Annotated in this window: 27 protein-coding genes; 17 read left to right on the top strand and 10 right to left on the bottom strand. The window is 68.9% G+C overall.

What is annotated here, in order from left to right; all coding sequences use genetic code 11:
- Nucleotides 1–23: 23 nt before the first annotated feature.
- A complete protein-coding gene (locus tag ACAG25_RS09670; protein ID WP_370488151.1) occupies nucleotides 24–1109 on the top strand; it encodes a diguanylate cyclase domain-containing protein in 1086 nt (361 codons plus the stop codon).
- 9 nt (nucleotides 1110–1118) lie between these two features.
- Here ACAG25_RS09670 and ACAG25_RS09665 read toward each other — a convergent pair whose 3' ends face one another.
- The 3 genes from ACAG25_RS09665 to ramB are packed head-to-tail and all read right to left on the bottom strand — an operon-like array spanning nucleotide 1119 to nucleotide 4126.
- The gene (locus ACAG25_RS09665) at nucleotides 1119–2093 is read right to left on the bottom strand and encodes an alpha/beta fold hydrolase (RefSeq protein ID WP_370488149.1); all 975 of its coding nucleotides are present in this window, start codon (nucleotides 2091–2093) and stop codon (nucleotides 1119–1121) included.
- A gap of 54 nt (nucleotides 2094–2147) precedes the next feature.
- Nucleotides 2148–2702, bottom strand: coding sequence for a carboxymuconolactone decarboxylase family protein (locus tag ACAG25_RS09660; RefSeq protein WP_370488148.1), 555 nt, complete (start codon nucleotides 2700–2702; stop codon nucleotides 2148–2150).
- Nucleotides 2699–4126 (bottom strand): acetate metabolism transcriptional regulator RamB, encoded by a 1428-nt coding sequence (gene ramB / locus ACAG25_RS09655; RefSeq protein ID WP_370488147.1) that lies wholly within the window; start codon nucleotides 4124–4126, stop codon nucleotides 2699–2701. Before ramB ends, ACAG25_RS09660 begins: the two co-directional genes overlap by 4 nt.
- Before the next feature lie 99 nt (nucleotides 4127–4225).
- Between ramB and ACAG25_RS09650 the strand changes: the two genes are divergently transcribed.
- From ACAG25_RS09650 to ACAG25_RS09635, 4 genes are all read left to right on the top strand, one after another.
- A complete protein-coding gene (locus ACAG25_RS09650) occupies nucleotides 4226–4999 on the top strand; it encodes an acyl-ACP thioesterase domain-containing protein (protein WP_370488396.1) in 774 nt (257 codons plus the stop codon).
- A 264-nt stretch (nucleotides 5000–5263) separates the two neighbouring features.
- A complete protein-coding gene (aceA, locus tag ACAG25_RS09645; RefSeq protein ID WP_370488146.1) occupies nucleotides 5264–6550 on the top strand; it encodes an isocitrate lyase in 1287 nt (428 codons plus the stop codon).
- A gap of 132 nt (nucleotides 6551–6682) precedes the next feature.
- Nucleotides 6683–7537 (top strand): 3-hydroxybutyryl-CoA dehydrogenase, encoded by an 855-nt coding sequence (locus ACAG25_RS09640; protein WP_370488145.1) that lies wholly within the window; start codon nucleotides 6683–6685, stop codon nucleotides 7535–7537.
- Between the two features lie 103 nt (nucleotides 7538–7640).
- The gene (locus ACAG25_RS09635) at nucleotides 7641–8504 is read left to right on the top strand and encodes an endonuclease domain-containing protein (protein WP_370488144.1); all 864 of its coding nucleotides are present in this window, start codon (nucleotides 7641–7643) and stop codon (nucleotides 8502–8504) included.
- An 84-nt stretch (nucleotides 8505–8588) separates the two neighbouring features.
- Here ACAG25_RS09635 and ACAG25_RS09630 read toward each other — a convergent pair whose 3' ends face one another.
- Together ACAG25_RS09630 and ACAG25_RS09625 are read right to left on the bottom strand one after the other, a co-directional pair.
- Nucleotides 8589–9455, bottom strand: coding sequence for a polyphosphate kinase 2 family protein (locus ACAG25_RS09630; RefSeq protein ID WP_370488143.1), 867 nt, complete (start codon nucleotides 9453–9455; stop codon nucleotides 8589–8591).
- Nucleotides 9452–10135, bottom strand: a complete 684-nt coding sequence (locus ACAG25_RS09625) for a TetR/AcrR family transcriptional regulator (protein ID WP_370488142.1) — start codon at nucleotides 10133–10135, stop codon at nucleotides 9452–9454. Before ACAG25_RS09625 ends, ACAG25_RS09630 begins: the two co-directional genes overlap by 4 nt.
- Before the next feature lie 126 nt (nucleotides 10136–10261).
- Here ACAG25_RS09625 and ACAG25_RS09620 point away from each other — a divergent pair, with 126 nt between their 5' ends.
- The 6 genes from ACAG25_RS09620 (at nucleotide 10262) to deoC (ending at nucleotide 14253) form a co-directional block, all read left to right on the top strand.
- The gene (locus ACAG25_RS09620) at nucleotides 10262–11578 is read left to right on the top strand and encodes a DUF445 domain-containing protein (protein WP_370488140.1); all 1317 of its coding nucleotides are present in this window, start codon (nucleotides 10262–10264) and stop codon (nucleotides 11576–11578) included.
- Between the two features lie 90 nt (nucleotides 11579–11668).
- Nucleotides 11669–12148: a helix-turn-helix domain-containing protein gene (locus ACAG25_RS09615; protein WP_370488138.1), complete on the top strand. Its 480-nt coding sequence runs from the start codon at nucleotides 11669–11671 to the stop codon at nucleotides 12146–12148.
- Between the two features lie 12 nt (nucleotides 12149–12160).
- Nucleotides 12161–12817, top strand: coding sequence for a heparin-binding hemagglutinin (locus ACAG25_RS09610; protein ID WP_370488137.1), 657 nt, complete (start codon nucleotides 12161–12163; stop codon nucleotides 12815–12817).
- A gap of 58 nt (nucleotides 12818–12875) precedes the next feature.
- Nucleotides 12876–13157 carry a DUF2516 family protein gene (locus tag ACAG25_RS09605; RefSeq protein WP_370488135.1) on the top strand — a complete coding sequence of 94 codons (282 nt, stop codon included), beginning with the start codon at nucleotides 12876–12878 and terminating at the stop codon, nucleotides 13155–13157.
- Complete coding sequence (locus ACAG25_RS09600) at nucleotides 13157–13573, top strand: DUF2599 domain-containing protein (RefSeq protein WP_370488133.1); 417 nt, start codon at nucleotides 13157–13159, stop codon at nucleotides 13571–13573. The genes ACAG25_RS09605 and ACAG25_RS09600 overlap by 1 nt, the downstream gene beginning before the upstream one ends.
- Nucleotides 13573–14253, top strand: coding sequence for a deoxyribose-phosphate aldolase (deoC, locus tag ACAG25_RS09595; protein WP_370488132.1), 681 nt, complete (start codon nucleotides 13573–13575; stop codon nucleotides 14251–14253). Before ACAG25_RS09600 ends, deoC begins: the two co-directional genes overlap by 1 nt.
- A 4-nt stretch (nucleotides 14254–14257) precedes the next feature.
- Here deoC and ACAG25_RS09590 read toward each other — a convergent pair whose 3' ends face one another.
- The 4 genes from ACAG25_RS09590 to ACAG25_RS09575 are packed head-to-tail and all read right to left on the bottom strand — an operon-like array spanning nucleotide 14258 to nucleotide 17292.
- Nucleotides 14258–15136, bottom strand: a complete 879-nt coding sequence (locus ACAG25_RS09590) for a DUF2993 domain-containing protein (protein WP_370488131.1) — start codon at nucleotides 15134–15136, stop codon at nucleotides 14258–14260.
- Nucleotides 15133–15951, bottom strand: a complete 819-nt coding sequence (locus ACAG25_RS09585) for a carbon-nitrogen hydrolase family protein (RefSeq protein ID WP_370488130.1) — start codon at nucleotides 15949–15951, stop codon at nucleotides 15133–15135. The genes ACAG25_RS09590 and ACAG25_RS09585 overlap by 4 nt, the downstream gene beginning before the upstream one ends.
- A 26-nt stretch (nucleotides 15952–15977) precedes the next feature.
- Nucleotides 15978–16769, bottom strand: a complete 792-nt coding sequence (locus tag ACAG25_RS09580; RefSeq protein ID WP_370488129.1) for a class I SAM-dependent methyltransferase — start codon at nucleotides 16767–16769, stop codon at nucleotides 15978–15980.
- A gap of 10 nt (nucleotides 16770–16779) precedes the next feature.
- Nucleotides 16780–17292 (bottom strand): DUF2505 domain-containing protein, encoded by a 513-nt coding sequence (locus ACAG25_RS09575; RefSeq protein ID WP_370488128.1) that lies wholly within the window; start codon nucleotides 17290–17292, stop codon nucleotides 16780–16782.
- A gap of 38 nt (nucleotides 17293–17330) precedes the next feature.
- On the opposite strand from ACAG25_RS09575, the gene ACAG25_RS09570 reads away from it, so the two are divergent.
- Both ACAG25_RS09570 and ACAG25_RS09565 read left to right on the top strand, forming a co-directional pair.
- Complete coding sequence (locus tag ACAG25_RS09570) at nucleotides 17331–18368, top strand: UDP-N-acetylmuramate dehydrogenase (RefSeq protein ID WP_370488127.1); 1038 nt, start codon at nucleotides 17331–17333, stop codon at nucleotides 18366–18368.
- A gap of 15 nt (nucleotides 18369–18383) precedes the next feature.
- On the top strand, nucleotides 18384–19613 hold the full coding sequence (locus ACAG25_RS09565; RefSeq protein ID WP_370488126.1) for an Ig-like domain-containing protein: 1230 nt from the start codon (nucleotides 18384–18386) through the stop codon (nucleotides 19611–19613).
- An 86-nt stretch (nucleotides 19614–19699) separates the two neighbouring features.
- Here ACAG25_RS09565 and ACAG25_RS09560 read toward each other — a convergent pair whose 3' ends face one another.
- Nucleotides 19700–20458: an SDR family oxidoreductase gene (locus ACAG25_RS09560; protein WP_370488124.1), complete on the bottom strand. Its 759-nt coding sequence runs from the start codon at nucleotides 20456–20458 to the stop codon at nucleotides 19700–19702.
- A gap of 229 nt (nucleotides 20459–20687) precedes the next feature.
- Here ACAG25_RS09560 and ACAG25_RS09555 point away from each other — a divergent pair, with 229 nt between their 5' ends.
- The 4 genes from ACAG25_RS09555 to ACAG25_RS09540 are packed head-to-tail and all read left to right on the top strand — an operon-like array spanning nucleotide 20688 to nucleotide 24636.
- Nucleotides 20688–21992: an ROK family protein gene (locus ACAG25_RS09555; protein WP_370488123.1), complete on the top strand. Its 1305-nt coding sequence runs from the start codon at nucleotides 20688–20690 to the stop codon at nucleotides 21990–21992.
- A 35-nt stretch (nucleotides 21993–22027) separates the two neighbouring features.
- The gene (mshA, locus tag ACAG25_RS09550) at nucleotides 22028–23341 is read left to right on the top strand and encodes a D-inositol-3-phosphate glycosyltransferase (RefSeq protein ID WP_370488122.1); all 1314 of its coding nucleotides are present in this window, start codon (nucleotides 22028–22030) and stop codon (nucleotides 23339–23341) included.
- On the top strand, nucleotides 23338–23859 hold the full coding sequence (locus tag ACAG25_RS09545; RefSeq protein WP_370488120.1) for a YbjN domain-containing protein: 522 nt from the start codon (nucleotides 23338–23340) through the stop codon (nucleotides 23857–23859). The genes mshA and ACAG25_RS09545 overlap by 4 nt, the downstream gene beginning before the upstream one ends.
- A 24-nt stretch (nucleotides 23860–23883) precedes the next feature.
- Nucleotides 23884–24636, top strand: a complete 753-nt coding sequence (locus ACAG25_RS09540) for a phosphoglyceromutase (RefSeq protein ID WP_370488119.1) — start codon at nucleotides 23884–23886, stop codon at nucleotides 24634–24636.
- Nucleotides 24637–24751 lie beyond the last annotated feature (115 nt).

Raw genomic sequence — 24751 nt, 5'->3', positions numbered from 1 at the left:
CCCGGGCCTCCCAGAATGAGCCGGTGGGGGACAGGGTCGACGTCGGTGATCTGTTGCGCCAATGGTGGCGCCAGCGCGACGACTACCACTGGCGCGTCGAGTTCCTCCGCAGCCGCGGTCTGCTGTCGATTTTGCGGTATGTGATCGCCGGTATCGGCGCCACCATGGGTGTGCTGTCGGTGGTCAACATCTTCCTGACGCCCGGCGGACAGGGCACGCTGTTCCGAATCGGTTGGGCCGTGGTCGCGTTGGGCTCGCTGGGTTGGGCGGCGCGCTGGGCGCTCTTCCCCTGGCCGAGCGTGCGGGCGTCGGCGGCGATGGTGGTGCTCGTCGACATCCTGATGACCCTGTCGGCGTTGCTGTTCGGTGATCCGGCGTTGGCCATGTCGGGCATCCCGATACTGCTGTGCGCGGGTGGCTACGTGGTGTTCTTCCACGGCCCGAGACTCCATCTGGCCCACATCATCTGGTGCACGGTGTCGGTCGGGGGCATCGCGGTGTGGCTGGCGGTGTCCACCCCGGAGAACGGGCTGCAGGTCGCGTTGACGCGCGCGATCATCGCGCTGCTGGTGACCGTGTGCATCCTGCCCGCGCTGCAGTTCGGTTTCTGGTTGCTGCAGGACAGCTCGATGCAGTCGCTTACCGATCCGTTGACCGAGTTGACCAACCGGCGCGGCCTGGCTCTGGCGGTGAAACGCCTCAACGCGGCCGCGCTGGACCACACCGATCTGTGCGTGCTGGTGATCGACGTCGACGGATTCAAGGCGATCAACGACACGCACGGGCACGCAATCGGTGACGACGTGCTGATGCGCACGGCGCGGCGCATCCGTTCGACCGTGGTCGACGACGCCGTGGTCGTGCGGTGGGGTGGTGAGGAGTTCCTCGTGGTCGAGCGGATGATGGCCGAGCACGCCGAAACACTCGCCGAGCGGATCTGCGGCGCGGTCTCCGCGGTCGCCGACCCGAGCGTCACGGTGAGCATCGGTGTGGCCTGCGCCCCCGCCGACACCGCGCTCGACGACGCCATCGCCGCGGCCGATGCGGCGATGTACGAGGCCAAGGCCCGCGGCGGGAACTGCGTCGTGGTCACCACCGAGGTGCGGTAGTCGCGGCGGTCAGCCCTCCCGGCGGGCCTTTCCGGTCCCGGTCGGGCGCTGCAGATACGGATGCAGGAACGCCAGCACGTCGTCGGCCTTGGCGAAGCCGCCCAGGTGGCTCTCGTCGGGCATCAGCAGCAGGTCCACATCGGGCAGGTGCGCGGCGGCGACCTGAGCATCTTCCAGCGAGATGATCGAATCGGCGTCGCCGTGCCACCACCGCACCGGCACGTCGACGTCGGCCAGACGGAAACCCCAGTCGCGCCCGAACAACCGTGCGTCGTCGAGCAGCGCCTGGAACCGGCCGTTGGTCACCCGGACGATGTCGTCGATGAACATCGCCTCGATCTCCGGGTTGGCGAACACCCGCTTGTCGCCTTCGGGCATCGCGGCGGCCAGACCCGTGTAGGCCAGATGGGCCAGCGGGATCACCGGGGTCAGCATCGCGGCCGTCACCGCGGCGAACGGGCGGCGCAGCGCCGCCGTGACCGCCGACATCCGTTGGGCCAGCGCGATCGCGCCGCGACAGGAAGCCTCCGGTCCCACCGACGGCGTCACGCCGCCGAGGATCGCGACGGCGGCGACCCGGTCCCGCAGCGCAGGCATCGCCGCGCACGCCAGCGCGTACGGGCCGCCACCGGACAGCCCGGCCACTCCGATCCGCTCGGCGCCGAGCGCATCGGCCACGTGGGCCATGTCGGAAGCCCAGTCACCGATCTGGTGATACCGGTGCGCGTCGCTCAGCCCGGCACCGGCGCGTTCCACCAACACCACGCGCAGCCCGAGCGTCTCGGCCGCGCGCCGCCCGACGATCGGCAGCTGGCGGCGCCCGCCCGGGGTGCCGTGGAACCACAACACCACCGGCCCGGACGGATCACCGAACTCGGCGTAGCCGAGGCGGCGGCCGTCGGGCAGGAAGAACGTGCCCTCGGCACGGGGAGGTTCACATCGGGGGACGCCTGGCGGGTGGCGCCACGGATTCGCAGCGAGCATGATCGGATCGTAGCCGTGACGTGGGTCACCCCGGCGGCTACGTCGGGGCCCGGGTCAGTCCGGGAAGTCCAACGGCACGCCCAGCGTGGTGATGGTCGCGGCCAGCCCGTCGTATTGCGCTGCCAGCAGACAGAATTCGATCAACTGCGCGGTGTTGAGGTGCGCCGACAGCGCCCGCCACGTCTCGGTGGACACCCCGCGGGTGACGACGAACTCGTCGGTCGCGGCGATCAGCGCCCGTTCCCGGTCGGACAGGCCTTCGGCGTCGGGACCCGTGAAGATGCGGGCCTGCGTCTCGGCGTCCAGGCCGCGGCTGCGGGCCAGCCGGCGGTGCTGCTGCAACTCGTACTCGCAGTCGCGCAGATGTCCGACCCGCAGGATCACGGTCTCGGCGTCGCGGCGCGACAACTTGCCGGCGTAGAGCAGATAGCCCGACAGCGGCAACCACGCCCAGAACAACAGCCGGTGCCGTCCCAGCACGTTGAACAGGCTGAACCGCGGAGCGCGGATCCCGCGGGCACCGAGTTTGGCGGCCACCCAGTTGATCGGGCCGAGTTCTTTGAACCCGCCGGGCGCGATGCGGGCCGGGCGCGGATCCGGTTGAGTCATGTGGGCCTCACCAGGTAGGGCGACACCGTCGAGCGGTGTTCGTCGATGTCGAGCGCGCGACCGAGCGCAGGGAACGCACGCTGGGGACAGTTGTCGCGTTCGCAGACCCGGCAGCCGGCACCGATCGGGGTGGCTCGCACGGTGGAGTCACTGCGCAGGTCCAGACCTTCCGAGTAGACCAGCCGGTGGGCGTGGCGCAACTCGCAGCCCAGGCCGATCGCGAACGTCTTACTCGGCTGACCATAGCGCGACGCGCGGCGCTCCACCGTGCGCGCCACCCACATGTAGCTGCGCCCGTCGGGCATCTCGGCGATCTGCACCAGGATCTTGCCCGGGTAGGCGAACGTCTCGTAGACGTTCCACAGCGGACACGTCCCGCCGCTGGAGGAGAAGTGAAAACCGGTGGCGGACTGGCGTTTCGACATGTTGCCCGCCCGGTCGACCCGGACGAACGAGAACGGCACACCGCGCATCGACGGACGCTGCAGCGTCGACAACCGGTGGCAGATGGTCTCGTAACTGGTGGCGTAGTAGGCCGACAGACGTTCGACGTCGTAACGGAACTTCTCGGCCACCTCGTGGAACGAGGCGTAGGGCAGGACCGTGGCGGCGGCGAAGTAGTTGGACAGACCCATCCGGGCCAGGGTGCGGGCCTCGTCGCTGGTGAACTTGCCGTCCTCCACGAGTCGGTCGATCAGGTCGCCGTACTCGAGCAGCGCCAGCTCGGCGGCCATGCGGAACACCCGCTGACCCGGTGAGAGCTGTGTGTTCAGGTGCAGCGTCTTGGTCTCGGGGTCGTAGCGGTGCAGCACGGACTCGCCCAGATCGTGGCGGCGGATCGCGACACCGTGGACGAACCGCAACCGGTCGGACAGGTCGCCGGCGAGTTCGCCGCGCTGGATGCGCATGCCCGAGGTCAGTTCCTCGGCCACGGTGTCCAGCTCGTGCAGGTAGTTCTGCCGCTCGTAGAAGTAGTCGCGGACCTCCTCGTGGGGCATCGTGATCGCGCCTGTGCCCGAACCGCTTCCGTCGTTGAACCGCCCCTCGGTGGCGGCGGCCAACTGCGTGGTGGTCAGTTGGTAGCGGCGGTGCAGGTTGACCATCGCGCGGGCCAGGGCCGGGTGCGCGGCGACCATGTCAGCGACCTCGGCGGCGTCGGCGTCGACGTCGAGATCCCGGTCGAGCAGCACCTCGCGAAGTTCGGCGATCAGGCGCGTGTCGTCCTGCGATGCGAAGAAGGTCGCGTCGACGCCGAACACCTCGGTGATGCGCAGCAGGACGGACACGGTCAGCGGCCGGACGTCGTGCTCGATCTGGTTGAGGTAGCTGGGGGAGATCTCGAGCATCTGCGCCAGCGCGGCCTGGCTGAACCCGCGTTCGCTGCGCAGCTGACGGAGCCGCGAACCGACGTACGTCTTGGCCACGCCCGTCAGAATAGCTGCGTTGCGAAGACATAATTCGCAAAGGTGGGAAGGCCTGCGGGTGTGGCAGTATCGAATGCCGTGAGCTTGGCCAAGACCCTGATGCCGGTACCGGACCCGCACCCCGACGTCTTCGACGTGCAGTGGCCGCTGCGGGTGGCCGATGTGGACCGGGAAGGGCGGCTGAAGTTCGACGCGGCCACCCGGCACATCCAGGACATCGGAACCGATCAGCTGCGCGAGATGGGCTACGAGGAGACCCATCCGCTGTGGATCGTGCGGCGCACCATGATCGACATGATCGAGCCGATCATGTTCAAGGACATCCTGCGGCTGCGGCGCTGGTGCTCGGGTACGTCCAACCGCTGGTGTGAGATGCGGGTGCGCATCGACGGCCGCAAGGGCGGACTCGTCGAGTCCGAGGCGTTCTGGATCAACATCAACCGCGAGACCCAGGGGCCCGCGCGCATCTCCGACGACTTCATCGAGGGCCTGCGTCGCACCACCAGCGAGAGCCGACTGCGGTGGAAGCCGTACCTCAAGGGCGGGGCGCGCGAGGACGCGGACGCCGTCTACAACTTCCCGGTCCGGGTCAGCGACATCGACATCTTCGACCACATGAACAACTCCGTGTACTGGAGTGTGGTGGAGGACTACCTGCAGTCGCGGCCGGATCTGATGCAGGCCCCGTTGCGCGTGACCATCGAGCATGATCTGCCGGTGGCGCTCGGCGACAAGTTGGAGATCCTGCGGCACGTCCATCCGGCCGGTTCGACGGACCGATTCGGCGCGGAACTCAGCGATCGCAGTGTTACAACGCTCACATACGTCGTCGGTGATCAGACCAAAGCGGTCGCGGCGATCTTCGCTTTGTGAATCCCGCGCGTTAACAGTACGGGCGTACTGACCTGCGGATATTCGCTACTTGCCGGTAACTTCTGAACCGGTTCAGCAATCGGTATCTTCGCAAACTTTGCAGATGCTGGACTGTCGTTGGCGAAAGTTCACAAGCAAAAGGGGTGGACCTGCGGTTATGGCGTGAGGCATCCTCGGGTTATCCAGCCGGACATCAAGCCGGCGCATTAACAAGATCAGTGGGATCGCCTCCCGCTGCTGTTTGCAAAATGAAGGAGCAGCCCGATGTCGACCGTTGGCATGCCGAAGAGCCCGGAACAGATCCAGCACGACTGGGACCACAATCCCCGTTGGAAGGGCGTCACCCGCACCTACACCCCGGCCGACGTCGTCGCCCTGCAGGGCCACGTCGTCGAGGAGCACACCCTGGCCCGCCGCGGCGCCGAGGTGCTCTGGGACCAGCTCCACAACATGGACTTCGTCAACGCGCTGGGCGCCCTGACCGGCAACATGGCCGTGCAGCAGGTCCGCGCCGGTCTGAAGGCCATTTACCTGTCGGGTTGGCAGGTCGCCGGGGACGCGAACCTCTCGGGCCACACCTACCCGGACCAGAGCCTGTACCCGGCCAACTCGGTGCCCCAGGTCGTGCGGCGCATCAACAACGCGCTGCTGCGTGCCGACGAGATCGCCAAGGTCGAGGGCGACACCTCGGTGGAGAACTGGCTGGCCCCGATCGTCGCCGACGGTGAGGCCGGCTTCGGCGGCGCGCTGAACGTCTACGAACTGCAGAAGGCGATGATCGCCGCCGGTGTCGCCGGGTCGCACTGGGAGGACCAGCTGGCCTCGGAGAAGAAGTGCGGTCACCTCGGTGGCAAGGTGCTCATCCCCACCCAGCAGCACATCCGCACGCTGACCTCCGCCCGCCTGGCCGCCGACGTGGCCGGTGTGCCGACGGTCGTCATCGCCCGCACCGACGCCGAGGCCGCGACGCTGATCACCTCCGACGTCGACGAGCGCGACCGTCCGTTCATCACCGGTGAGCGCACCGCCGAGGGCTTCTACCGCGTGAAGAACGGCCTGGAGCCGTGCATCGCGCGCGCCAAGGCCTACGCGCCGTACTCCGACCTGATCTGGATGGAGACCGGCACCCCGGATCTGGAGCTGGCCCGCAAGTTCGCCGAGGGCGTCAAGAGCGAGTTCCCGGACCAGATGCTGGCCTACAACTGCTCGCCGTCGTTCAACTGGCGCAAGCATCTCGACGACGCGACGATCGCGAAGTTCCAGAAGGAGCTCGGCGCGATGGGCTTCAAGTTCCAGTTCATCACGCTGGCCGGTTTCCACGCGCTGAACTACTCGATGTTCGATCTGGCCTACGGCTACGCCCGCAACCAGATGACCGCGTACGTCGACCTGCAGGAGCGCGAGTTCGCCGCCGAGGAGCGCGGCTACACCGCCACGCGCCACCAGCGCGAGGTAGGCGCCGGCTACTTCGACCGGATCGCCACCACGGTGGACCCCACGAGCTCGACCACCGCGCTGGCCGGTTCCACCGAGGAGGGTCAGTTCCACTGAGCTTGCGAAGTGGAACCGAAGGCCTGAGCCACTGAGCCACTGAGCTCTCGCGAGCAGTCCGCGAAAGCCCCCATCACCCTGGCGTGATGGGGGCCTTTGCGTCTGCTCGCGCCTCTAGTAGAAAGTGTCAGCGTGAACATTGAACGGGTAGGGGTCGTCGGCGCGGGGCAGATGGGTTCGGGCATCGCGGAGGTCTGCGCGAAGTCCGGCGCCAACGTCGTGGTCTACGAGCCCAGCGACGCACTGGTCAACGCGGGCCGCGACCGCATCACCTCGTCGCTGGAGCGTGCCACCAGCAAGGGCAAGCTCTCCGAGGAGGACCGCGACGCCGCGCTGGGGCGTCTGACGTTCACCACCGACATGTCCGACCTGGCCGATCGGCAGCTCGTCATCGAGGCGATCATCGAAGACGAAACAGTCAAGGGCAAGGTCTTCGCCGAGCTCGACGCCATCGTCACCGACCCCGACGCGGTGCTGGCGTCGAACACCTCGAGCATCCCGATCATGAAAATCGCTGCGGCAACCAAGAATCCGAGCCGGGTACTGGGGTTGCACTTCTTCAACCCGGTGCCGGTGCTGCCGTTGGTCGAACTGGTCAACACACTGGTCACCTCCGACGAAGCCGTCGCGCGGGTCGAGCGGTTCGCCGCAGAAGTGTTGGGCAAGAAAGTCGTTCGCTGCGGCGACCGCTCCGGCTTCATCGTCAACGCGCTGCTCGTGCCGTACCTGCTCTCGGCGATCCGGATGGCCGAGGCCGGGGTGGCCAGCGTCGAGGACATCGACACCGCGATCGTCGCGGGGCTGTCGCACCCCATGGGTCCGCTGCGGCTGTCGGATCTGATCGGTCTGGACACCATGAAGCTGATCGCCGACTCGATGTACGACGAGTACCGCGACCCGCACTATGCGCCCCCGCCGCTGCTGCAGCGCATGGTCGAGGCCGGCCAGCTGGGCAAGAAGACCGGCAAGGGCTTCTACACCTACTGACCCTCGGGCGCCGAGTGCACGCTTTCTGACGAATCCTGTCGCGATTCACGTAATAATCCGTGCACTCGGGAACCGGAGAGCGCTGCCGTGCGCCTAACAGGGTGTGCGCGAACTCATCGTGGCGTCGGAGGCGCTCGCCGGCGGGACGGTGACGCGTCAGGATCTGCGCCGGCGCTTCGTCAAACTCCACCGGAATGTGTATGCGCCGCAAGGTATGCCGCTGACGGCCCGCGATCGCGCCGTCGCGGCGTGGCTGTGGTCGGGACGCCGGGCCACCCTCGCCGGGATGTCGGCGGCGGCGATGCACGGGTCGCGGTGGCTACCCGCCGACGGGACCGCTGAACTCACCCGGGTGCGCTGCGGCAGTCCACCGGGTATCGCGATCCATCGTGAAACCCTTCTCGACGACGAAGTCTGTCTCGTGCAGAGCATCGACTGCACGTCGGTCGCCCGGACGGCCTTCGATCTCGGGCGTCGGATTCCCGGCGACGAAGCAATCATTCGTATCGACGCCCTGCTCAACGCGACCCGGTGCCCGTCGACAGAAATCGACGACGTCGCTGTTCGTCATCCGGGCATGCGGGGCATCCGTCGTCTGCGCGCAGTCCTGAGCTTGGTGGACGGCGGCGCTGAGTCACCACAGGAAACTCGGGTGCGCCTGCTGTTGGTCCGCAACGGTCTACCCAGGCCCGTCACCCAGATCCCGGTCAGGAACGCGCACGGCAGAGTCGTCCGCCGCATCGACATGGGCTGGCCCGGATACCTCGTCGGTGTCGAGTACGACGGCGAGCAACACTGGACCGACCCGGCGGCGCACGCCGACGACATCGCCCGGCTGGAGTTTCTGGCCGCCCGTGGATGGATCATCGTCCGGGTCAGCGCGCGGCACCTGCGCTACGCGCCCGACGGCATCGTGCGGCGGGCAGAGGAGGCGCTCCGTGCGCGCGGGTGGGACGGCAGCCTCTGATCGAGGTCCCGAATGCACGCATTGTGACCCGAAACCCGACAGATTTCGTCAGAAAGCGTGCACTCGGCGCAGGCTACGCGCAAACTAGACCGACGCCAACCGCGCCTTCTCCGCCTCGACGTCGAAAGACGGTGGCGGCCAGGACAAGTCGAGTTGCTTGAGCGCCTCGATCAGCAACTCGGTGATCGCCAGCCGGCTGTACCACTTGCGATTGCACGGCACGATGTGCCACGGCGCATAGTCGGTCGACGTCCGGTCCAGCATCGCCTGGTAGGCCTCCTGGTAGTCGGGCCACCTGAGCCGCTCGTCGATGTCGCCGGGGTTGTACTTCCAGTACTTGTCCGGCCGTTCCAGCCGCTCGGCCAGGCGCCGCTTCTGCTCGTCGAGCGAGACGAACATCGCCACCTTCACCAAAGTCATTCCGCTGTCGGTCAACTCGCGCTCGAAGGCGTTGATCTCGTCGTACCGTGGCTCCCACACCGCGGGCGGAACCAGGTTGTGCACCCGCACGATCAACACGTCCTCGTAGTGCGAGCGGTCGAACACCCCGATGTGGCCCGCGGTCGGCAGCGCCTTGCGGATGCGCCACAGATAGTGATGCGAAAGCTCCTCGGGCGTGGGTTTTCCGAAGCTTCGGTACTGGATGCCCTGCGGATTGGCCGCGCCCATCACGTGTTTGACGATCCCGCCCTTGCCGGCGGTGTCCATGCCCTGCAGGACCAGCAGCACCGACCGATGGTCGCCGGCACGGCTGTTGGCGTAGAGCATCTCCTGCAGTTCGGCGAGCCGGGTGTTGCGCTCGGCCTGCAGGGTGGGCGCGTCGGCCTTCTTGCCGACGAATCCCGGTGTGGCGTCCGAATCGATGTCGGCGACCTTGTCGCCGGGGCGGAACATCAGCTCGGTGTGCGGTTCGTGGGTCCACAGGGACGGCAGCCCGGCAGCGTCGCTCATTCCTCCAGTGAATCAGGAAGGATCGGTGACGGGTGCGGGCTCGCCCGGAACCGTTCCAGCGATCCGTTGACCTCCACGATCCCGCACAGGGCGCTCCAGGACAGCATCGTGAGGTAGTCGATCAGTTCGTCGGAGCTCATCCGCGGATTCGACATCCACGAGTGCGTGGCCAACTGCACGCCGCCGACGATGTGATATGCCCAGGGCTCCACCCCACCGGTGTCCATGCCGACCGACACCATGCGCCGCCGCAGCATCACCGCCAGCATGCGCGCGATTATCGTTTCGGACTCCGCGACGGCCTTGCTCTTGCCGGCCGAGTTGCTGGTCATGACGAAGCGGTAGGGCTCCGGTTCGGCGGCGACGGTCTCGACGTAGACGCGGATGATCTCGCGGGTGAGGTCGTAGCCGTCGAGATTCGACGACAGCGCCGCGGCCATGTTGGGGATCAGGGTGGTTTGCGCGAACCGCATCATCACCGCGGTGGTCAGGTCGTTCTTGTCGACGAAATACCGGTAGAGCACCGTCTTGGAGACACCGATCTCGGCGGCGATCTCATCCATGCTGACGTTGCTGCCGAGGCGGCGGATGGCCTCGAGCGTGCCGTCCACCAACTCGTTGCGACGCTCGACCTTGTGCCGGTGCCAGCGGCGTTTCCGTCCGTCGGTCTTGGCCGCCATCGGCGGTGATGATGTTTGTGCCACGTTCGCGCTGATCCGTTCCGTTGTCCTTGTCGATAATACGGTGACCGACGCCTGCGGACTTGCTGGGACAGCACAGTCGGTGACGTAGCGGATGATGGTGAGGTGGCACACCGACTACCCGCCGCGGGTACCGTCCGACCGAGCTTCGCCGAAGCACTGGCCGGAGCCGACTCGGCGGGCGACGCCGAGCGGCGCCGATCGCTGCGCCGGATGAAGCTCGTCGCGCTGAGCTTCCTGCTCGGCGCAACCGTCATCTTCCTGCTGTGCAGCTGGGCGCAGTCGCACGGCGCGGCCCCGTGGGTCGGATACGTGCGGGCCGCGGCCGAGGCCGGCATGGTGGGCGCGCTGGCCGATTGGTTCGCCGTGACGGCGCTGTTCAAGCACCCGCTCGGCATCCCGATACCGCACACGGCGATCATCAAACGCAAGAAAGACCAGCTCGGCGAGGGTCTGGGTACCTTCGTGCGGGAGAATTTCCTGTCCCCGGAGAACGTGGAGACCAAGCTGCGCAGCGCCGAGGTCGCCGGCCGCGTGGGCAAGTGGCTCGCGGACCCCGAGCACGCCGAGCGGGTCGCGGCCGAGGCATCGACGGTGTTGCGTGTGCTGGTGGAGATGCTGCGCGACGACGACGTCCAGCAGGTGTTCGACCGCATGATCGTCAAGCGCATCGCCGAGCCGCAGTGGGGCCCACCGATCGGACGGGTGCTGTCGACGTTGCTTGCCGAGGGCCGTCAGGAGGCCCTGCTGCAGCTGCTCGCCGACCGCGCGTTCCAGTGGTCGCTCAACGCCGACGAGATCATCGAGCGGGTCGTCGAGCGCGATTCGCCGACGTGGTCGCCGCGGTGGGTCGACCACCTCGTGGGTGACCGCATCCACCGGGAGCTCATGGACTTCACGGACAAGGTGCGCCGCAATCCCGACCACGAACTGCGCCGTTCGGCGACGCGGTTCCTGTTCGACTTCGCCGACGACCTGCAGAACGACGCGGCGACCATCCAGAAGGCCGAGAACGTCAAGGAACAGATCCTGGGTCGTGACGAGGTCACCCGGGCCGCGGAGACGGCCTGGACGGCGGCCAAACGCATGATCCTGGAGTCCGTCGACGACCCGTCGTCGGCGCTGCGGGAGCGCATCGCCGACACCGTGATGCGCATCGGTGAGTCGCTGTGCGACGACGCCGACCTGCGGGACAAGGTCGACAACTGGATCGTGCGCGCGGCCCAGCACCTGGTGGGTCAGTACGGCGTGGAGATCACCGCGATCATCACCGAGACGATCGAGCGCTGGGACGCCGAGGAGGCCAGTCGCCGGATCGAGTTGCACGTGGGACGCGACCTGCAGTTCATCCGGATCAACGGCACCGTCGTGGGTTCGCTGGCCGGTCTGGTGATCTACACCGTCGCGCAGTTGGCCTTCTGACCTGCGCTAGCAGGTGCTTGCAAAAGTTAGCACTCCGGCGTACCGTGGTGCCTGTCGGTAGACGGGTACCCATCGCGGGAGGAGGCGATCGTGGCGCAGGACGAGAAGCTCGCTGCTGTCGTGTCCAACGCGGCGCAGGACATCGGATCGTTCATCCGGAGTCAGCGCGAGGCCGCGCAGGTCTCCGTGCGGCAGCTGGCCGAGAAGGCCGGCGTCAGCAACCCGTACCTCAGCCAGATCGAGCGGGGACTGCGGAAGCCGTCCGCAGACGTGCTCAACCAGATCGCCAAAGCCCTGCGCGTGTCTGCTGAGGTGCTCTACATCCAGGCCGGGATTCTCGAACCGAGCGAGACCAACGAGGTTCGGGACGCCATCGTCACCGATACGGCGATCAATGAGCGGCAGAAGCAGGTGTTGCTCGACATCTACGCCTCGTTCTGCGAGCAGAACGAGGCCGCCCTTGAGGCAGCAGGGGCGCCCGACAGTGTCAGCGAACCAGACGAGGAGCCGACCACTGAGGACAAGAGCCCACTAGCACTCGTGCAGCCGAACCCCACAAACGTGAATTGAAAGGAACCACCCATGGCTGACAACCAGTTCGACATCGACGACCTGAAGGCCCCGCTGCTCGCCGCGGTCGGTGCCGCGGACCTCGCGCTGGAGCGGGTCAACGAGATCGTGGCGACCCTGCGCGAGCGCGCCGGTGATGCACGCTCCGACGCCGAGACCCGCGTCGAGGAGAGCCGCGCGCGGATCAACCGGCTGCAGGAGGACCTCCCGAGCCAGTACGCGGACCTGCGCGGCCGGCTCAGCTCCGAGGAGCTGCGCAAGTTCGCCGAGACCTACGCCGATGCCGCGCAGTCGACCTACACCAAGCTGATCGAGCGTGGCGAGGCCGCCCTGGAGCGGCTGCGCAACCAGCCGGCCCTGGAAGAGGCTGCCAGCCGGGTCGAGGGATACACCGACCAGGCCGTGGAACTCACCCAGGAGGCGCTGGGCAACGTCGCCTCGCAGACCCGCGCCGTCGGTGAGCGCGCCGCCAAACTGGTCGGCGTCGAGCTGCCCAAGCGTTCCGAGGAAGCCGCCGAGCCGGTGAAGACTGCCGCGCAGAAGGCCCCGGCCGAGAAGTCCGCGGCCAAGAAGACCCCCGCGAAGAAGGCTCCGGCCAAGGCCGCCAAGGTGCCGGCCAAGAAGGCCCCTGCCAAGAAGGCGGCGGCCAAGAAGGTCACCCAGAAGTAATCCGGCCACCCGGTAGGGGTGGTCGACCGGAGGACGTAACCCGCATAGGCTGTCGTGCGTGCAGCTCCAAGGCCTGGTGGGTTACGTCCTCTTCGCGTTACAGATCGCCGTCCTGGCGACGACGGTGTACGCGTTCGTCCATGCCGCGATGCAGCGTCCCGACGCGTACCCCGCGGCCGACAAGCTGACCAAGCCGGTGTGGCTGGTGATCCTCGGTGTGGGTGTCCTGCTGGCCCTGGTGCTGGGCGTCATGGGCGTGGCCATCGCGGCCGTCGCCGCCGGCGTCTATCTCGTCGACGTACGCCCCAGACTTCTCGAGGTGCAAGGGAAGTCGCGATAGTGCGGCGCCGGATCCTGGCCGCCGCCGCGGCCGCCTGCGTGGTGCCGGCGGTGCTGGCTCCGACCGCCGCCGCCACTCCGGCCGGTTCGCCCCCGCCCTACGTCGAGCACGTCGAGTGGGCCAAGTGGGGCGATCTGTCGAGCCTGCGTGTCTACCCGACCCCGGCCGGTCGTGACACCTCCGGGCGTCCGGGCACCACTGCCGCGAGCGAACACGCGTGGGCGGAGATCCTGGCGTTGTCGCCGGACGCCGCCATTCCGGGCATGAAGGAACAGTTCCTGTGCCACTGGAAGTTCGCCGAGATCTTCGAGCCGGGCAAGACCAGCTGGAATCTGGAACCGTGGCGTCCCGAGGTCACCCCGGACCAGATGGTGGCCACCGGATGCAATCCGGGCGGCACCGAAGAACCCTTCTGATGGGCTCCTACACCCGCGCCGGCGTGGCCGCGCTGGTCGATCACACGCTGCTCAAACCCGAAGCGACAGAAGCCGATATCGCCGCCCTCGCCGCGGAGGCCGCCGAACTCGGCGTGTACGCCATCTGCGTGTCACCGACGCTCGTGGCCGCCGCCGCTTCGGCCCGCCGGGGTGAGCAGCACCTCGCCGCCGTGGTGGGTTTCCCGTCCGGAAAACACTTCTCGGCGGTCAAGGCGCAGGAAGCCCAACTGGCGGCGGCAGCCGGTGCGGTCGAGATCGACATGGTCATCGACGTCGGCGCCGCACTCGCCGGCGATTTCGGACGGGTCGGCGCCGACATCGCCGCAGTCCGGACCGCGGTGCCTCAGACGCTGCTGAAGGTGATCGTCGAATCCGCCGCGTTACTGAGCATGGGCGACGAGCGGACCCTGCGCGACGCCTGCCGTGCGGCCGAGGACGCCGGAGCGGATTTCGTGAAGACCTCCACCGGTTTTCACCCCAGCGGAGGTGCCTCGGTGACGGCGGTGGAAATCATGGCCCGCGCGGTCGGGGGTCGTCTGGGCGTCAAAGCCAGCGGGGGCATCCGCACCGCGGCCGACGCCACCGCACTGCTCGACGCCGGCGCCACCCGACTCGGATTGTCCGGTACCCGAACGGTTCTGGACGGGTTCGACCGCTAGCGCGTCACAGCCCGCTGAAGCACGGGTCGTCGGTCTGCTTCGGGATCGACGCGTTGCTCGTCGAGAAACGGCTCACCACACCGGAATCGGTGACCTCCACCGAGTCGGCCTTGATGTCCATCGGATAGTTCTGCGTCAGCTCGGCGGTGAACGCGTCCAGCGCCGGCTGGACCAGCTCACGCGGCAACGTGAAGCCCAGCCCGGTGACCTGCTGCACCTGCAGCACGATCCCGCCGTCGACGACCTGCGGACGCGTGGTGATGCTGCCCAGCGCGCCCTCGAGCTCGACGGTGCCGTCACCGGGGTTGGTGGTGACGCCGTTGACGAAGCTGCCGACCAGCGGGACCGCCCCCTGGATCGTCTGCTTGATGCCCTCGGCGCTCCACGTGATGTTGGCGACCAGCGAACCGACCGATCCGCTCGAGTCGGCGGTGTCCTCCAGGCGGACGTCGTTGATGTCCAGCTCGACCTTCATGCCCTTGGCGTCGCGGACCTGGTTGCCTGCGGTCTGGATGCGGATGTTGGTGTAGTGACCCGACAGGTGCTGCACCACGAACGGGGGGAACACGCCGAAGGACGCCTCGGCGTCGTCCTGCACCACGCACTCGACGACCCCGGCGACCACCGAGTCGCCGCGGTTGCGTGCATAGAGCTCGGTGGCCAGCACCCCGGCGAACACCAGCGCCACCACGATCACCACGACGAGTACGACGGACAGCGGGTCGGACAGCATCTTCTTCAGTTTCGCGGGCAGCGAGGCCTCCGCAGGGTCGGTCGGTGGGCCGGGCGGCACACCCGGGCCCGTTCCCTGCGGCGTGTTCTGCGGGAACACCGGCTGAGACGGGTCGGGTTGCTGGGGCGGACGGGCCCAGGGATCGGTCACGCCCGCGATTCTGCCCTACCCGGATGAGCGAACGCTGAGCGGTTCTGCATGACCGCGACGGTGGTGCGCGCCTTGCGGGTGGCCTCCAGGTCGACGTCGGTGACCAGAAGTTGCGGGTCGGGACCTGCGGCGACCACCACCTCCCCCAGAGCTGAGGCGACCAGGCTGCCGCCGACACCGGTCGGTCCCAGCTTGGCGATCTCGTCCCCGGGATAGGCCTGGCCCACCGCGGCGACCACGGTGCTGGTGTCGATGGCGCGGGCGCGGGCCAGCAAGGTCCACTGGTCGAGTTTGCCGGGACCGGTGCCCCACGACGCATGCGCGGTGATCACCTCGGCACCCCGCTCGGCGAGCTCGACGTAGAGCTCGGGGAAGCGGATGTCGTAGCAGAGAGTCAACCCGACGGTCACGCCGTCCACGGTGATCGTGACGGGCTCGGTGCCGGCGGCGACGGTCTTGGACTCGGTGAACCCGAACGCGTCATAGAGGTGGATCTTGTCGTAGCGGGCGTCCACGCCCGCCCCGGTCGCGATGAGGGTGTTGGTGACCCGCGCGCCGTCGTCGGCCGGGGTGAACATGCCGGCGACCACCACGATGCCGGCACGTTCGGCGATGGCCCGGACCTGCGTGGCCCACGGCCCGTCGAACGGCTCGGCGACGTCGCCCAGCGGCACCCCGAAGCGGCACATCGTCGCTTCCGGGAACAGCACCATCGCCGCACCGGCATCGACCGCCTGCCGGGTGTGCTCCTCGACCAGCCGGAGGTTGGCTGCGGGGTCGGTGGTGCTGCGAATCTGGGCCAGGGCGATACGCATGCCCCCAGGGTAGTGACGCGTGCTGGTCAACCGAGCGGTGCGACGTAGGGCCACGGCACGGTCAGGACCCCGTCGCGGGTGCTGCGACGCGACCGGACCACTGGAACCCCTTGACCGGCAAGGGTTTCGGTCATCGCCCGCCACCGCGCACGCGGCCCGAACACCCCGTGGCCGGCCGCAGCGGCCCAGGCCTGGTCAGCAGCGCGTAGCAGGGCATGGATCGGCTGACCGTCGACGTTGTGGTGGATCAGCACCTTGGGTAGACGTTCGGCCAGGTCGGAGGGCCGCTCGATGGCCGACGGGTCGCAGCACAGGGTGAGACTGCGGGCGTGGGCGGCGTCGAGTAGCACCCAACAGCAGCGGCGACCGAGTTCGTCGCACGTGCCGTCGACGATCAGCCCGCCGGGGGCCAGTCCGCGCTGCAACGTGGCCCACGCCTCGGGCACGGCCTCGACCGGGTACTGACGCAGCACATTGAACGCGCGCACCAGCACCGGGTGCCGTCCGGCCAGTTCGAAGCCGCCGAGCGCGAACTCGACACCCGGTGTCGCTGCTTCCTGCGCAGCCCGCACACGGTCGGGGTCGATCTCCAGCCCCAACAACCGGATGTCGGCGCGGACCCCGCGCAGACGGGCCGCCAACTCCAGCGTGGTGACGGGTATGGCGCCGTAGCCCAGGTCGACCACCAGTGGGTCGGGCGTGGACTGCAATGCGGTGCAGACGTCGGCGGAATGGATCAGCCAGCGATCACAGCGGCGCAACCGGTTGTGACCGGTGGTGCCCCGGGTGATCGCGCCGAGTGGGCGCGCGGGTGGCATCAGGTGTAGGTCAGCTGTTCTCGGCGATCCAGCCTGTGGTGAACCGCTGCTCGGCGATCAGCAGCTCGACCAGCTGACCGCCGATGAAGTTCTCGATCTTGCCGCCTACCAACGGCACCCGCACTTCGACGGTGGCCTTCAGGTCCATGCGGGCGCGGCTCCCGGAGTTCGCCGGCAGCAGCAACGCGGTGCCGGACAAGCTGGCCGGCGCACCCGGGATGGCGCCGCTGACCGTGGCCTCGGCCCGCCCGTCGACCACGGGCGTCCACGTCTCCTCGCGCACGAAACTCAGATCACCGCGGTGGAATTGGGTCACCACCGCCGGCAACCGGTCGGCCCGCAGGATCTGGGTGGTCCGGACGCGGATCGCGCCCGAGGACTCGACGGTCATCTCGTCGAGGCGGACGTGGTCGGCGCCGGAATCCTCGAGCCGCACCAGCCAGTACTGCTCGTCGCTGAACGCGCGGTGGACCTGTTCGACGGTGCCGCCGTACTCGGCGGCCAAGTCGAATGAACGCGGCATAGCAAACCACGCTACCGTTAGCGGCCGTGGTCAGTCGGATGCCTGGGGGTGTGGCGGTCGCCGAGGGAGTGCCCCTGGCGCCGTTGACCACGTTGCGCGTCGGGCCCGTGGCGGCGCGTGTGGCGACGTGCACCACCACCGAGCAGGTGATCGACGCCGTGCGCGCCGCCGGACCCGACGCGCTGGTGCTGGCCGGGGGATCCAACGTCGTGCTCGGCGACGATCTGACGGACCTGACCGTGATCCGGTTGGCCAACCGTGCGATCACCGTCGACGGTGACCGGGTGCGCGCCGAAGCCGGTGCCGTGTGGGACGACGTCGTCGTCGCGTCCCTGGCCCACGGACTCGGCGGGCTGGAATGTCTGTCGGGTATCCCCGGCTCGGCCGGCGCCACCCCGGTGCAGAACGTCGGGGCCTACGGCGCCGAGGTGGCCGACACCTTGCGCCGGGTGCGTCTGCTGGACCGCCGCACCGGCGAGGACCGCTGGGTGAGCCCTGCTGCGCTCCAGTTCGGTTACCGCACAAGCATTCTGAAGAACACCTCGAGCAGGGTGGTGCTCGAGGTCGAGTTCGCTCTCGACGCCGCGGGACGCAGCGCGCCGCTGCGCTACGGCGAACTGGCCGCGGCGCTGGGCGTCGAACCCGGCCGGCGGGCCGACCCGGCTGCGGTGCGCTCGACGGTGCTTGCGCTGCGCGCCGGCAAAGGCATGGTGCTCGACGACGCCGACCACGACACCTGGAGCGTCGGATCCTTCTTCACCAACCCGGTCGTCACCCCCGCCGACTTCGAACGGATCGCCGCGACGGTCGACCGTCCCGTCCCGAACTACCCGTCCCCGGACGGCGTGAAATTGGCGGCCGGGTGGCTCGTCGAGAACGCCGGGTTCGGCAAGGGCTACCCCGGGCCCGACGCGCCCGCGCGGCTGTCCACCAAGCACGCGCTGGCGCTGACCAACCGGGGGCACGCGACCAGCGCCGACATCCTCGCCCTGGCCCGCACCGTGCGGGATGGAGTGAAGGCCGCGTTCGGGATCGAACTCACACCGGAACCGACGCTGATCGGGTGCCGACTCTAGGTACTGTCGATCTACGTGAGCTTCGCCGACACCGCGCTGAGCAGACGCCGCGCGCTGGCCGCCCTGGCCGTCGGCGCGATCGCCCCGGGCGTGCTGGCCGCCTGCGGATCCCGGGGCGGCCCGCTGTCCACAGACGACGCACCCACACCGCCGACGATCACCTTCGAACCCGCCGACGCGGCCCGTGAGGTCAACCCGACCGCGCCCGTCGCGGTCCGCGTGGCCGACGGGACGTTCCAGACCGTCGCGCTGACCAACCCCGCCGGCAAGGTCGTCGCAGGGCAGCTCAATCCGGAACGGACGGTGTTCACCGTCACCGAGCCGCTCGGCTACGGCGTCACCTACACCTGGTCGGGCACCGTCGCGGGCGGCGACGGCACCGCACCCGTGCCCGTCGCCGGCGCGTTCACCACGCTCGCCCCGACCCGTCAGGTCAACGGGCGCTTCCAGCTCGCCGACGGCCAGACCGTGGGCGTCGCGGCACCGATCATCCTGCAGTTCAACGCCGCGATCCCGGAAGCGGCGCGTGCCGCGGTGGAAAAGGCACTCACCGTCACCACCACGCCGCAGGTCGAGGGCGGCTGGGCGTGGCTGCCCGACGAGGTCGGCGGGTCCCGCGTGCACTGGCGCAGCCGGGAGTACCTCCCAGCCGGCGCCACGGTGCACGTCGACGCGAATCTCTACGGCGTGCCGTTCGGCGAGGGGGCCTACGGCGCCGGAGACTCGACGCTGGACTTCAGCATCGGTCGGCGCCAGGTGGTCAAGGCCGACGCGCCCAGCCATCGCATCCAGGTGCTCGACGGCGCCGGCGCGGTGATCATGGACTTCCCGTGCAGCTACGGCGAAGGCGACCTGGACCGCAACGTCACCCGCAGCGGTATCCACGTCGTCACCGAGAAGCACGAGGACTTCTACATGACCAACCCGGCCGCGGGCTACGCCAACGTGCACATGCGTCACGCCGTGCGGATCTCGAACAACGGCGAGTTCATCCACGCCAACCCGGGCAGCGCCGGGGCGCAGGGCAACAGCAACGTCACCAACGGCTGCATCAACCTGTCGGCGCCCGACGCCGAGGCCTTCTTCGACAGCGTGATCTACGGCGACCCGGTCGAGGTCACCGGAACCCGGATCCCGCTGTCCTACGCCGACGGCGACATCTGGGACTGGGCGGTGCCGTGGGACGAGTGGGTCGCGATGTCTGCGCTGTCTCAGGAGGCGTCACAGAAACCCCCCGGCCGCTGACCCCCTTCCGCCGAACTTGCATTCCACGCGCGTCAAAACGCAGTTTGACGCGCGTGGAATGCAAGTTCGGCGGGGATCGAGCGGGGTCAGGTGACGCGGTGGAAGCGGGAGCCCGACGCGCCGGTGACCTGATCGCGTGGCCGGACGACGATCAGGTCCAGGTCGACGTGCGAGGGCCGGCTGGCCACGAACCCGATGACGTCGGCGATGTCCTCGGCGACCAGCGGGGTGACGCCCTGGTACACGGCTTCGGCGCGCTCCCGGTCGCCTTCGAAGCGGTTCAGCGAGAAATCGGTCTTGACCATGCCGGGCGCCACCTCGGTCAGCCGCACCGGCTGGCCGAGCAGCTCGCTGCGCAGCGTGCGGTGCAGCACCCCCTGCGCGTGCTTGGCCGAGGTGTAACCACCGCCGTTGTCGTAGATCTCCACGGCTGCAATCGAGGTCACGGTCACGATCAGTCCATCGCCGGAGGCGATCAGCTTCGGCAACAGCGCGCGGGTGACGTGCAACGTGCCCAGCACGTTGGCCTCCCACATCCAGCGCCAGTGGTCGACATCGGCGTCGGCCACGGGCTCCAGTCCGCGCGCGCCGCCGGCGTTGTTGACCAACACGTCGACGCGGTCCAGGCGCCCGGCCATCGCCGCCACCGCGGTCGCGTCAGTGACGTCCGCCACAATCGCGGTGCCGTCGATCTCGGCGGCCAGGGCCTGGATCGGGGCCTCCCGGCGCGCCACGCAGACCACGTGAAAGCCTTGGGCGGCAAGGGTTCTCGCGGTGGCTTCACCGATTCCCGCGCTGGCTCCGGTGACCACGACCACGCGGCGCTCATCTGTAGGCGTCGTCATGGTCTCAACACTAGGCCGCGCGAACACACGCTCGCACGGTCGACTTCGGCCGTGCTAACTTGACCGCGTGTTCCGGAACAGTCAGGCAGTGCTCGCTGCCGCGCGGCGTGCGTGTTGTTGTCGTCACGCATCTCGCCGCGCCTGACTGAACCCGGACTTCCTCCCGTCCTCGCGAGTCGCCAGGTGTGGCCCGGCCCCACCTGAACCGACTTCCGCAAAGGACCTTTCCGTGAGCGCTCCCGCCACCCTCGCCCCCCGCCGCCCGACCTCGGTTGCGCGTGTCACCTCCGCCGCCGTGGCCGCGCCGGGCCGCTACCCGCAGGCACTGCTGCACAACGTCGTGGCGCCGTCGCTGCGCATTCCGGACGCGGCGCCGGCCTCGGTGTTCGCCGCCGCCCGTCAACGCGGACCGATCGCCCGAGACGTCATCGCCCAGATCAGCGGCCTCAGCATCGCCACGGTGAACCGGCAGGTCACAGCCCTGCTGGACGTCGGGATGCTCCGGGAACGACCGGATCTCGCGGTCTCGGGCGCCATCGGCCGCCCCCGCGTGCCCGTCGAGGTCAACCACGAACCGTTCCTGACGCTCGGCGTGCACATCGGCGCCCGCACCACCAGCATCGTGGCCACCGACCTGCTGGGACGCACGCTCGACGTGGTCGAGACGCCGACACCGCGCGGACCGCAGACCGCGGCACTGGCCGCCATCGCCGCCAGCGCCCGCCGCTACCTCGGGCGGTGGCACCGCCGCCGCCCGCTGTGGGTCGGTGTGGCCGCCGGTGGCGTCGTCGACAGCACCACCGGCTACCTCGACCACCCGCGGCTGGGCTGGACCGACGCCCCGGTGGGTCCGGTGCTCGCCGAAGCGGTGGGACTGCCGGTGTCGGTGGCCTCCCACGTCGACGCGATGGCCGGTGCCGAACTGCTGCTCGGCGGGCGCCGTCAGCCGACACCGACAGCCACCAGCCTCTACGTCTACGCCCGCGAAACCGTCGGTTACGCACTGTCCATCGGGGGGCGGGTGCACTCGCCGTCGAGTGGTCCCGGCACCATCGCCGCGCTGCCCGTGCAATCCGAACTGCTCGGCGGCACAGGCCAATTGGAGTCCACCGTCAGCGACGAGGCGGTGCTGGTCGCCGCGCGCAAGGCGCGTGTGATTCCGGTCGACGGTCCGAAATCGAGCGTCACGTCGGTCGTGCGGGCCGCCCGGTCCGGCAACGAGGCGGCCGCCGCGCTGCTCGCGGAGCGCGCCCGGGTGCTCGGCGAGGCGGTCGCGCTGCTGCGCGACATGCTCAACCCCGACGATCTGGTGGTCGGCGGCCAGGCGTTCACCGAGTACCCCGAGGGTATGACGGCCGTGCAGGAAGCGTTCGCCGCCCGTTCGGTGCTGCCGCACCGCGACGTCCGCGTCACCGCATTCGGCAACCGGGTTCAGGAGGCCGGTGCGGGGGTGGTCTCGCTGGGCGGGTTGTACGCCGACCCGATTGGTGCGATGCGACGCGCGCAGACCCGCCGCCCCGACGTGAGTGCGTAGCCGGGCCGCGGCGACGGCGGTGTAGACATGACGATGTGCCTCTAGCGACCGATCAGGCCGGCCGACCGTCCGGACTGCCCGCGCCACGCAGGGTGGCCGTGCTTTCCGTGCACACGTCGCCGCTGGCGCAACCGGGTACCGGTGACGCCGGCGGCATGAACGTCTACGTGCTGCAAACCGCGCTGGAACTCGCTCGGCGCGGCGTCGACGTCGAGATCTTCACCCGCGCGACGGCGTCGTCGGACCAGCCCGTCGTCAAGGTCGCCCCCGGGGTCCTGGTACGCAACGTGGTCGCCGGCCCCTTCGAGGGACTCGACAAGAACGACCTGCCCACCCAGCTGTGCGCGTTCACCGCCGGAGTGTTGCGCGCCGAAGCCACCCACGAGCCCGGCTACTACGACATCGTGCACTCCCACTACTGGCTGTCCGGTCAGGTCGGCTGGCTGGCCGCCGACCGCTGGGCCGTGCCGCTGGTGCACACCGCCCACACCCTCGCCGCCGTCAAGAACGCGTCGCTGGCCACCGGCGACTCGCCCGAACCGCCCATGCGGTCCATCGGCGAGCAGCAGGTCGCCGACGAGGCCGACCGGCTGATCGTCAACACCGAACACGAGGCACAGCAACTGGTGTCCTTGCATCAGGCCGATCCGCAGCGCATCGACGTCGTGCACCCCGGTGTGGACCTGGACACCTTCACCCCGGGGGACCGGGACGCCGCCCGCGCGGCGCTGGGACTGACCCCCGGCGAGCCGATCGTGGCGTTCGTCGGACGTATCCAGCCGCTCAAAGCCCCCGACGTGCTGCTGCGCGCGGCCGCGCGGCTGCCCGGGGTGCGGGTGGTCATCGCCGGCGGCCCGTCGGGCTCGGGATTGGCGACCCCGGACAGTCTTGTTCACCTGGCCGCCGAGCTGGGTATCTCCGACCGGGTGACTTTCCTGCCGCCGCAATCCCGGGCCGAACTGGTCCGTGTCTACCGCGCCGCCGACGTCGTCGCCGTCCCGAGTTACTCGGAGTCCTTCGGTCTGGTCGCCGTCGAGGCCCAGGCCTGCGGCACGCCGGTCGTCGCCGCCGCTGTGGGCGGGTTGCCCGTGGCGGTGCGCGACGGAGTCACCGGCGCCCTGGTCGACGGCCACGACACCGACGACTGGGCCCGCGCCCTGGGTCGTGTTTTCGCGGACAACCCGGCCACCCGGTCCGCGGCGGCCCGGTCGCACGCCGAGCAGTTCTCGTGGGCGCACACCGTCGACGCACTCCTGGACAGTTACCGACGCGCCATCGCCGACCACCAGGCCGGCGAACTGCTGCGGTCCGGTCCGCGGTTGTCGCTGCACCGCGGGGTGTCGGCATGAGCGCGCCCACCCCGGAGTCCGTCGTCACGGTCATCGAGAAGACGCTCGACGAGTCGGGCCTGAGCTACTTCCACCACGAGGGCGCCCACGGCGGACTGCCCGGTGTGGTCGTGGAGCTACCCGGCGAGCGCCGCCTGAAGACCAACGCCATCCTCACGGTCGGCGAGCATTCGGTACGCGTGGAGGCGTTCGTGTGCCGCCGCCCCGACGAGAACCACGAGGGCGTCTACCGTTTCCTGCTCAAACGCAACCGGCGGCTCTACGGGGTGGCCTACACGCTCGACAACGTCGGCGACATCTATCTGGTCGGCCGGATGGCACTGGCGTCGGTGACCCCCGACGAGGTCGACCGGATCCTCGGGCAGGTCCTCGAGGCTGTCGACTCGGACTTCAACACCCTGCTCGAACTTGGCTTCCGTTCCTCGATCGAGAAGGAGTGGGAGTGGCGGGTGTCCCGCGGTGAGTCGCTGAAGAACCTGCAGGCCTTCGAGCACCTGATCGGCGACCGGGACGACTGAATTCGGTCGTGAGAAGATGCCCACATGGCAGATACCGCGACGCTGATCCTGCTCCGCCACGGCGAAAGTGAATGGAACGCCAAGAACCTCTTCACCGGGTGGGTCGACGTCGACCTGACCGAGAAGGGCCGTGCCGAAGCCGTCCGCGCCGGCGAACTGCTCAAGCAGCAGGACCGGTTGCCCGACGTCGTCTACACCTCACTGCTGCGTCGCGCCATCACCACCGCCAACGTCGCCCTCGACAAGGCCGACCGGCACTGGATCCCGGTGCACCGCGACTGGCGTCTCAACGAACGGCACTACGGCGCGCTGCAGGGCCTGGACAAGGCCGAGACCAAGGCCAAGTACGGCGACAAGCAGTTCATGGCGTGGCGGCGCAGCTACGACACCCCGCCGCCGGTCATCGAGGCGGGCTCGACGTACAGCCAGGACGGCGAGGCGCGCTACGCCGACATCCCCGGTGGCCCCCCGATGACCGAGTGCCTCAAGGACGTGGTGGAGCGCTTCGTGCCGTACTTCACCGAGACCATCGTCCCCGACCTGAAGGCGGGCAAGACGGTGCTGATCGCCGCGCACGGCAACTCACTGCGCGCCCTGGTGAAGTACCTCGACGGCATGTCCGACGAGGACGTGGTGGGGCTGAACATCCCGACCGGCATCCCGCTGCGCTACGACCTCGACGCCGACCTGAAGCCCACCGTGGCCGGTGGTCGCTACCTCGATCCTGACGCCGCGGCGGCCGGTGCGGCCGCGGTGGCCGCCCAGGGCGCCAAGTAGCGCCGGGCCCCGACCCGGCTCGCGAAGTAGCGCCGGGCCCGCCCGGCGGCGCGGCGAACGGCCGGTGAACGGACGGGGACGCACCGCCGAACATTTGCCTCTCGGGGTGTGAGTT

Source organism: Mycobacterium sp. pV006 (genome assembly GCF_041287115.1).
Lineage (GTDB): Bacteria > Actinomycetota > Actinomycetes > Mycobacteriales > Mycobacteriaceae > Mycobacterium.
This window is presented reverse-complemented; position numbering and strand designations above follow the sequence as displayed.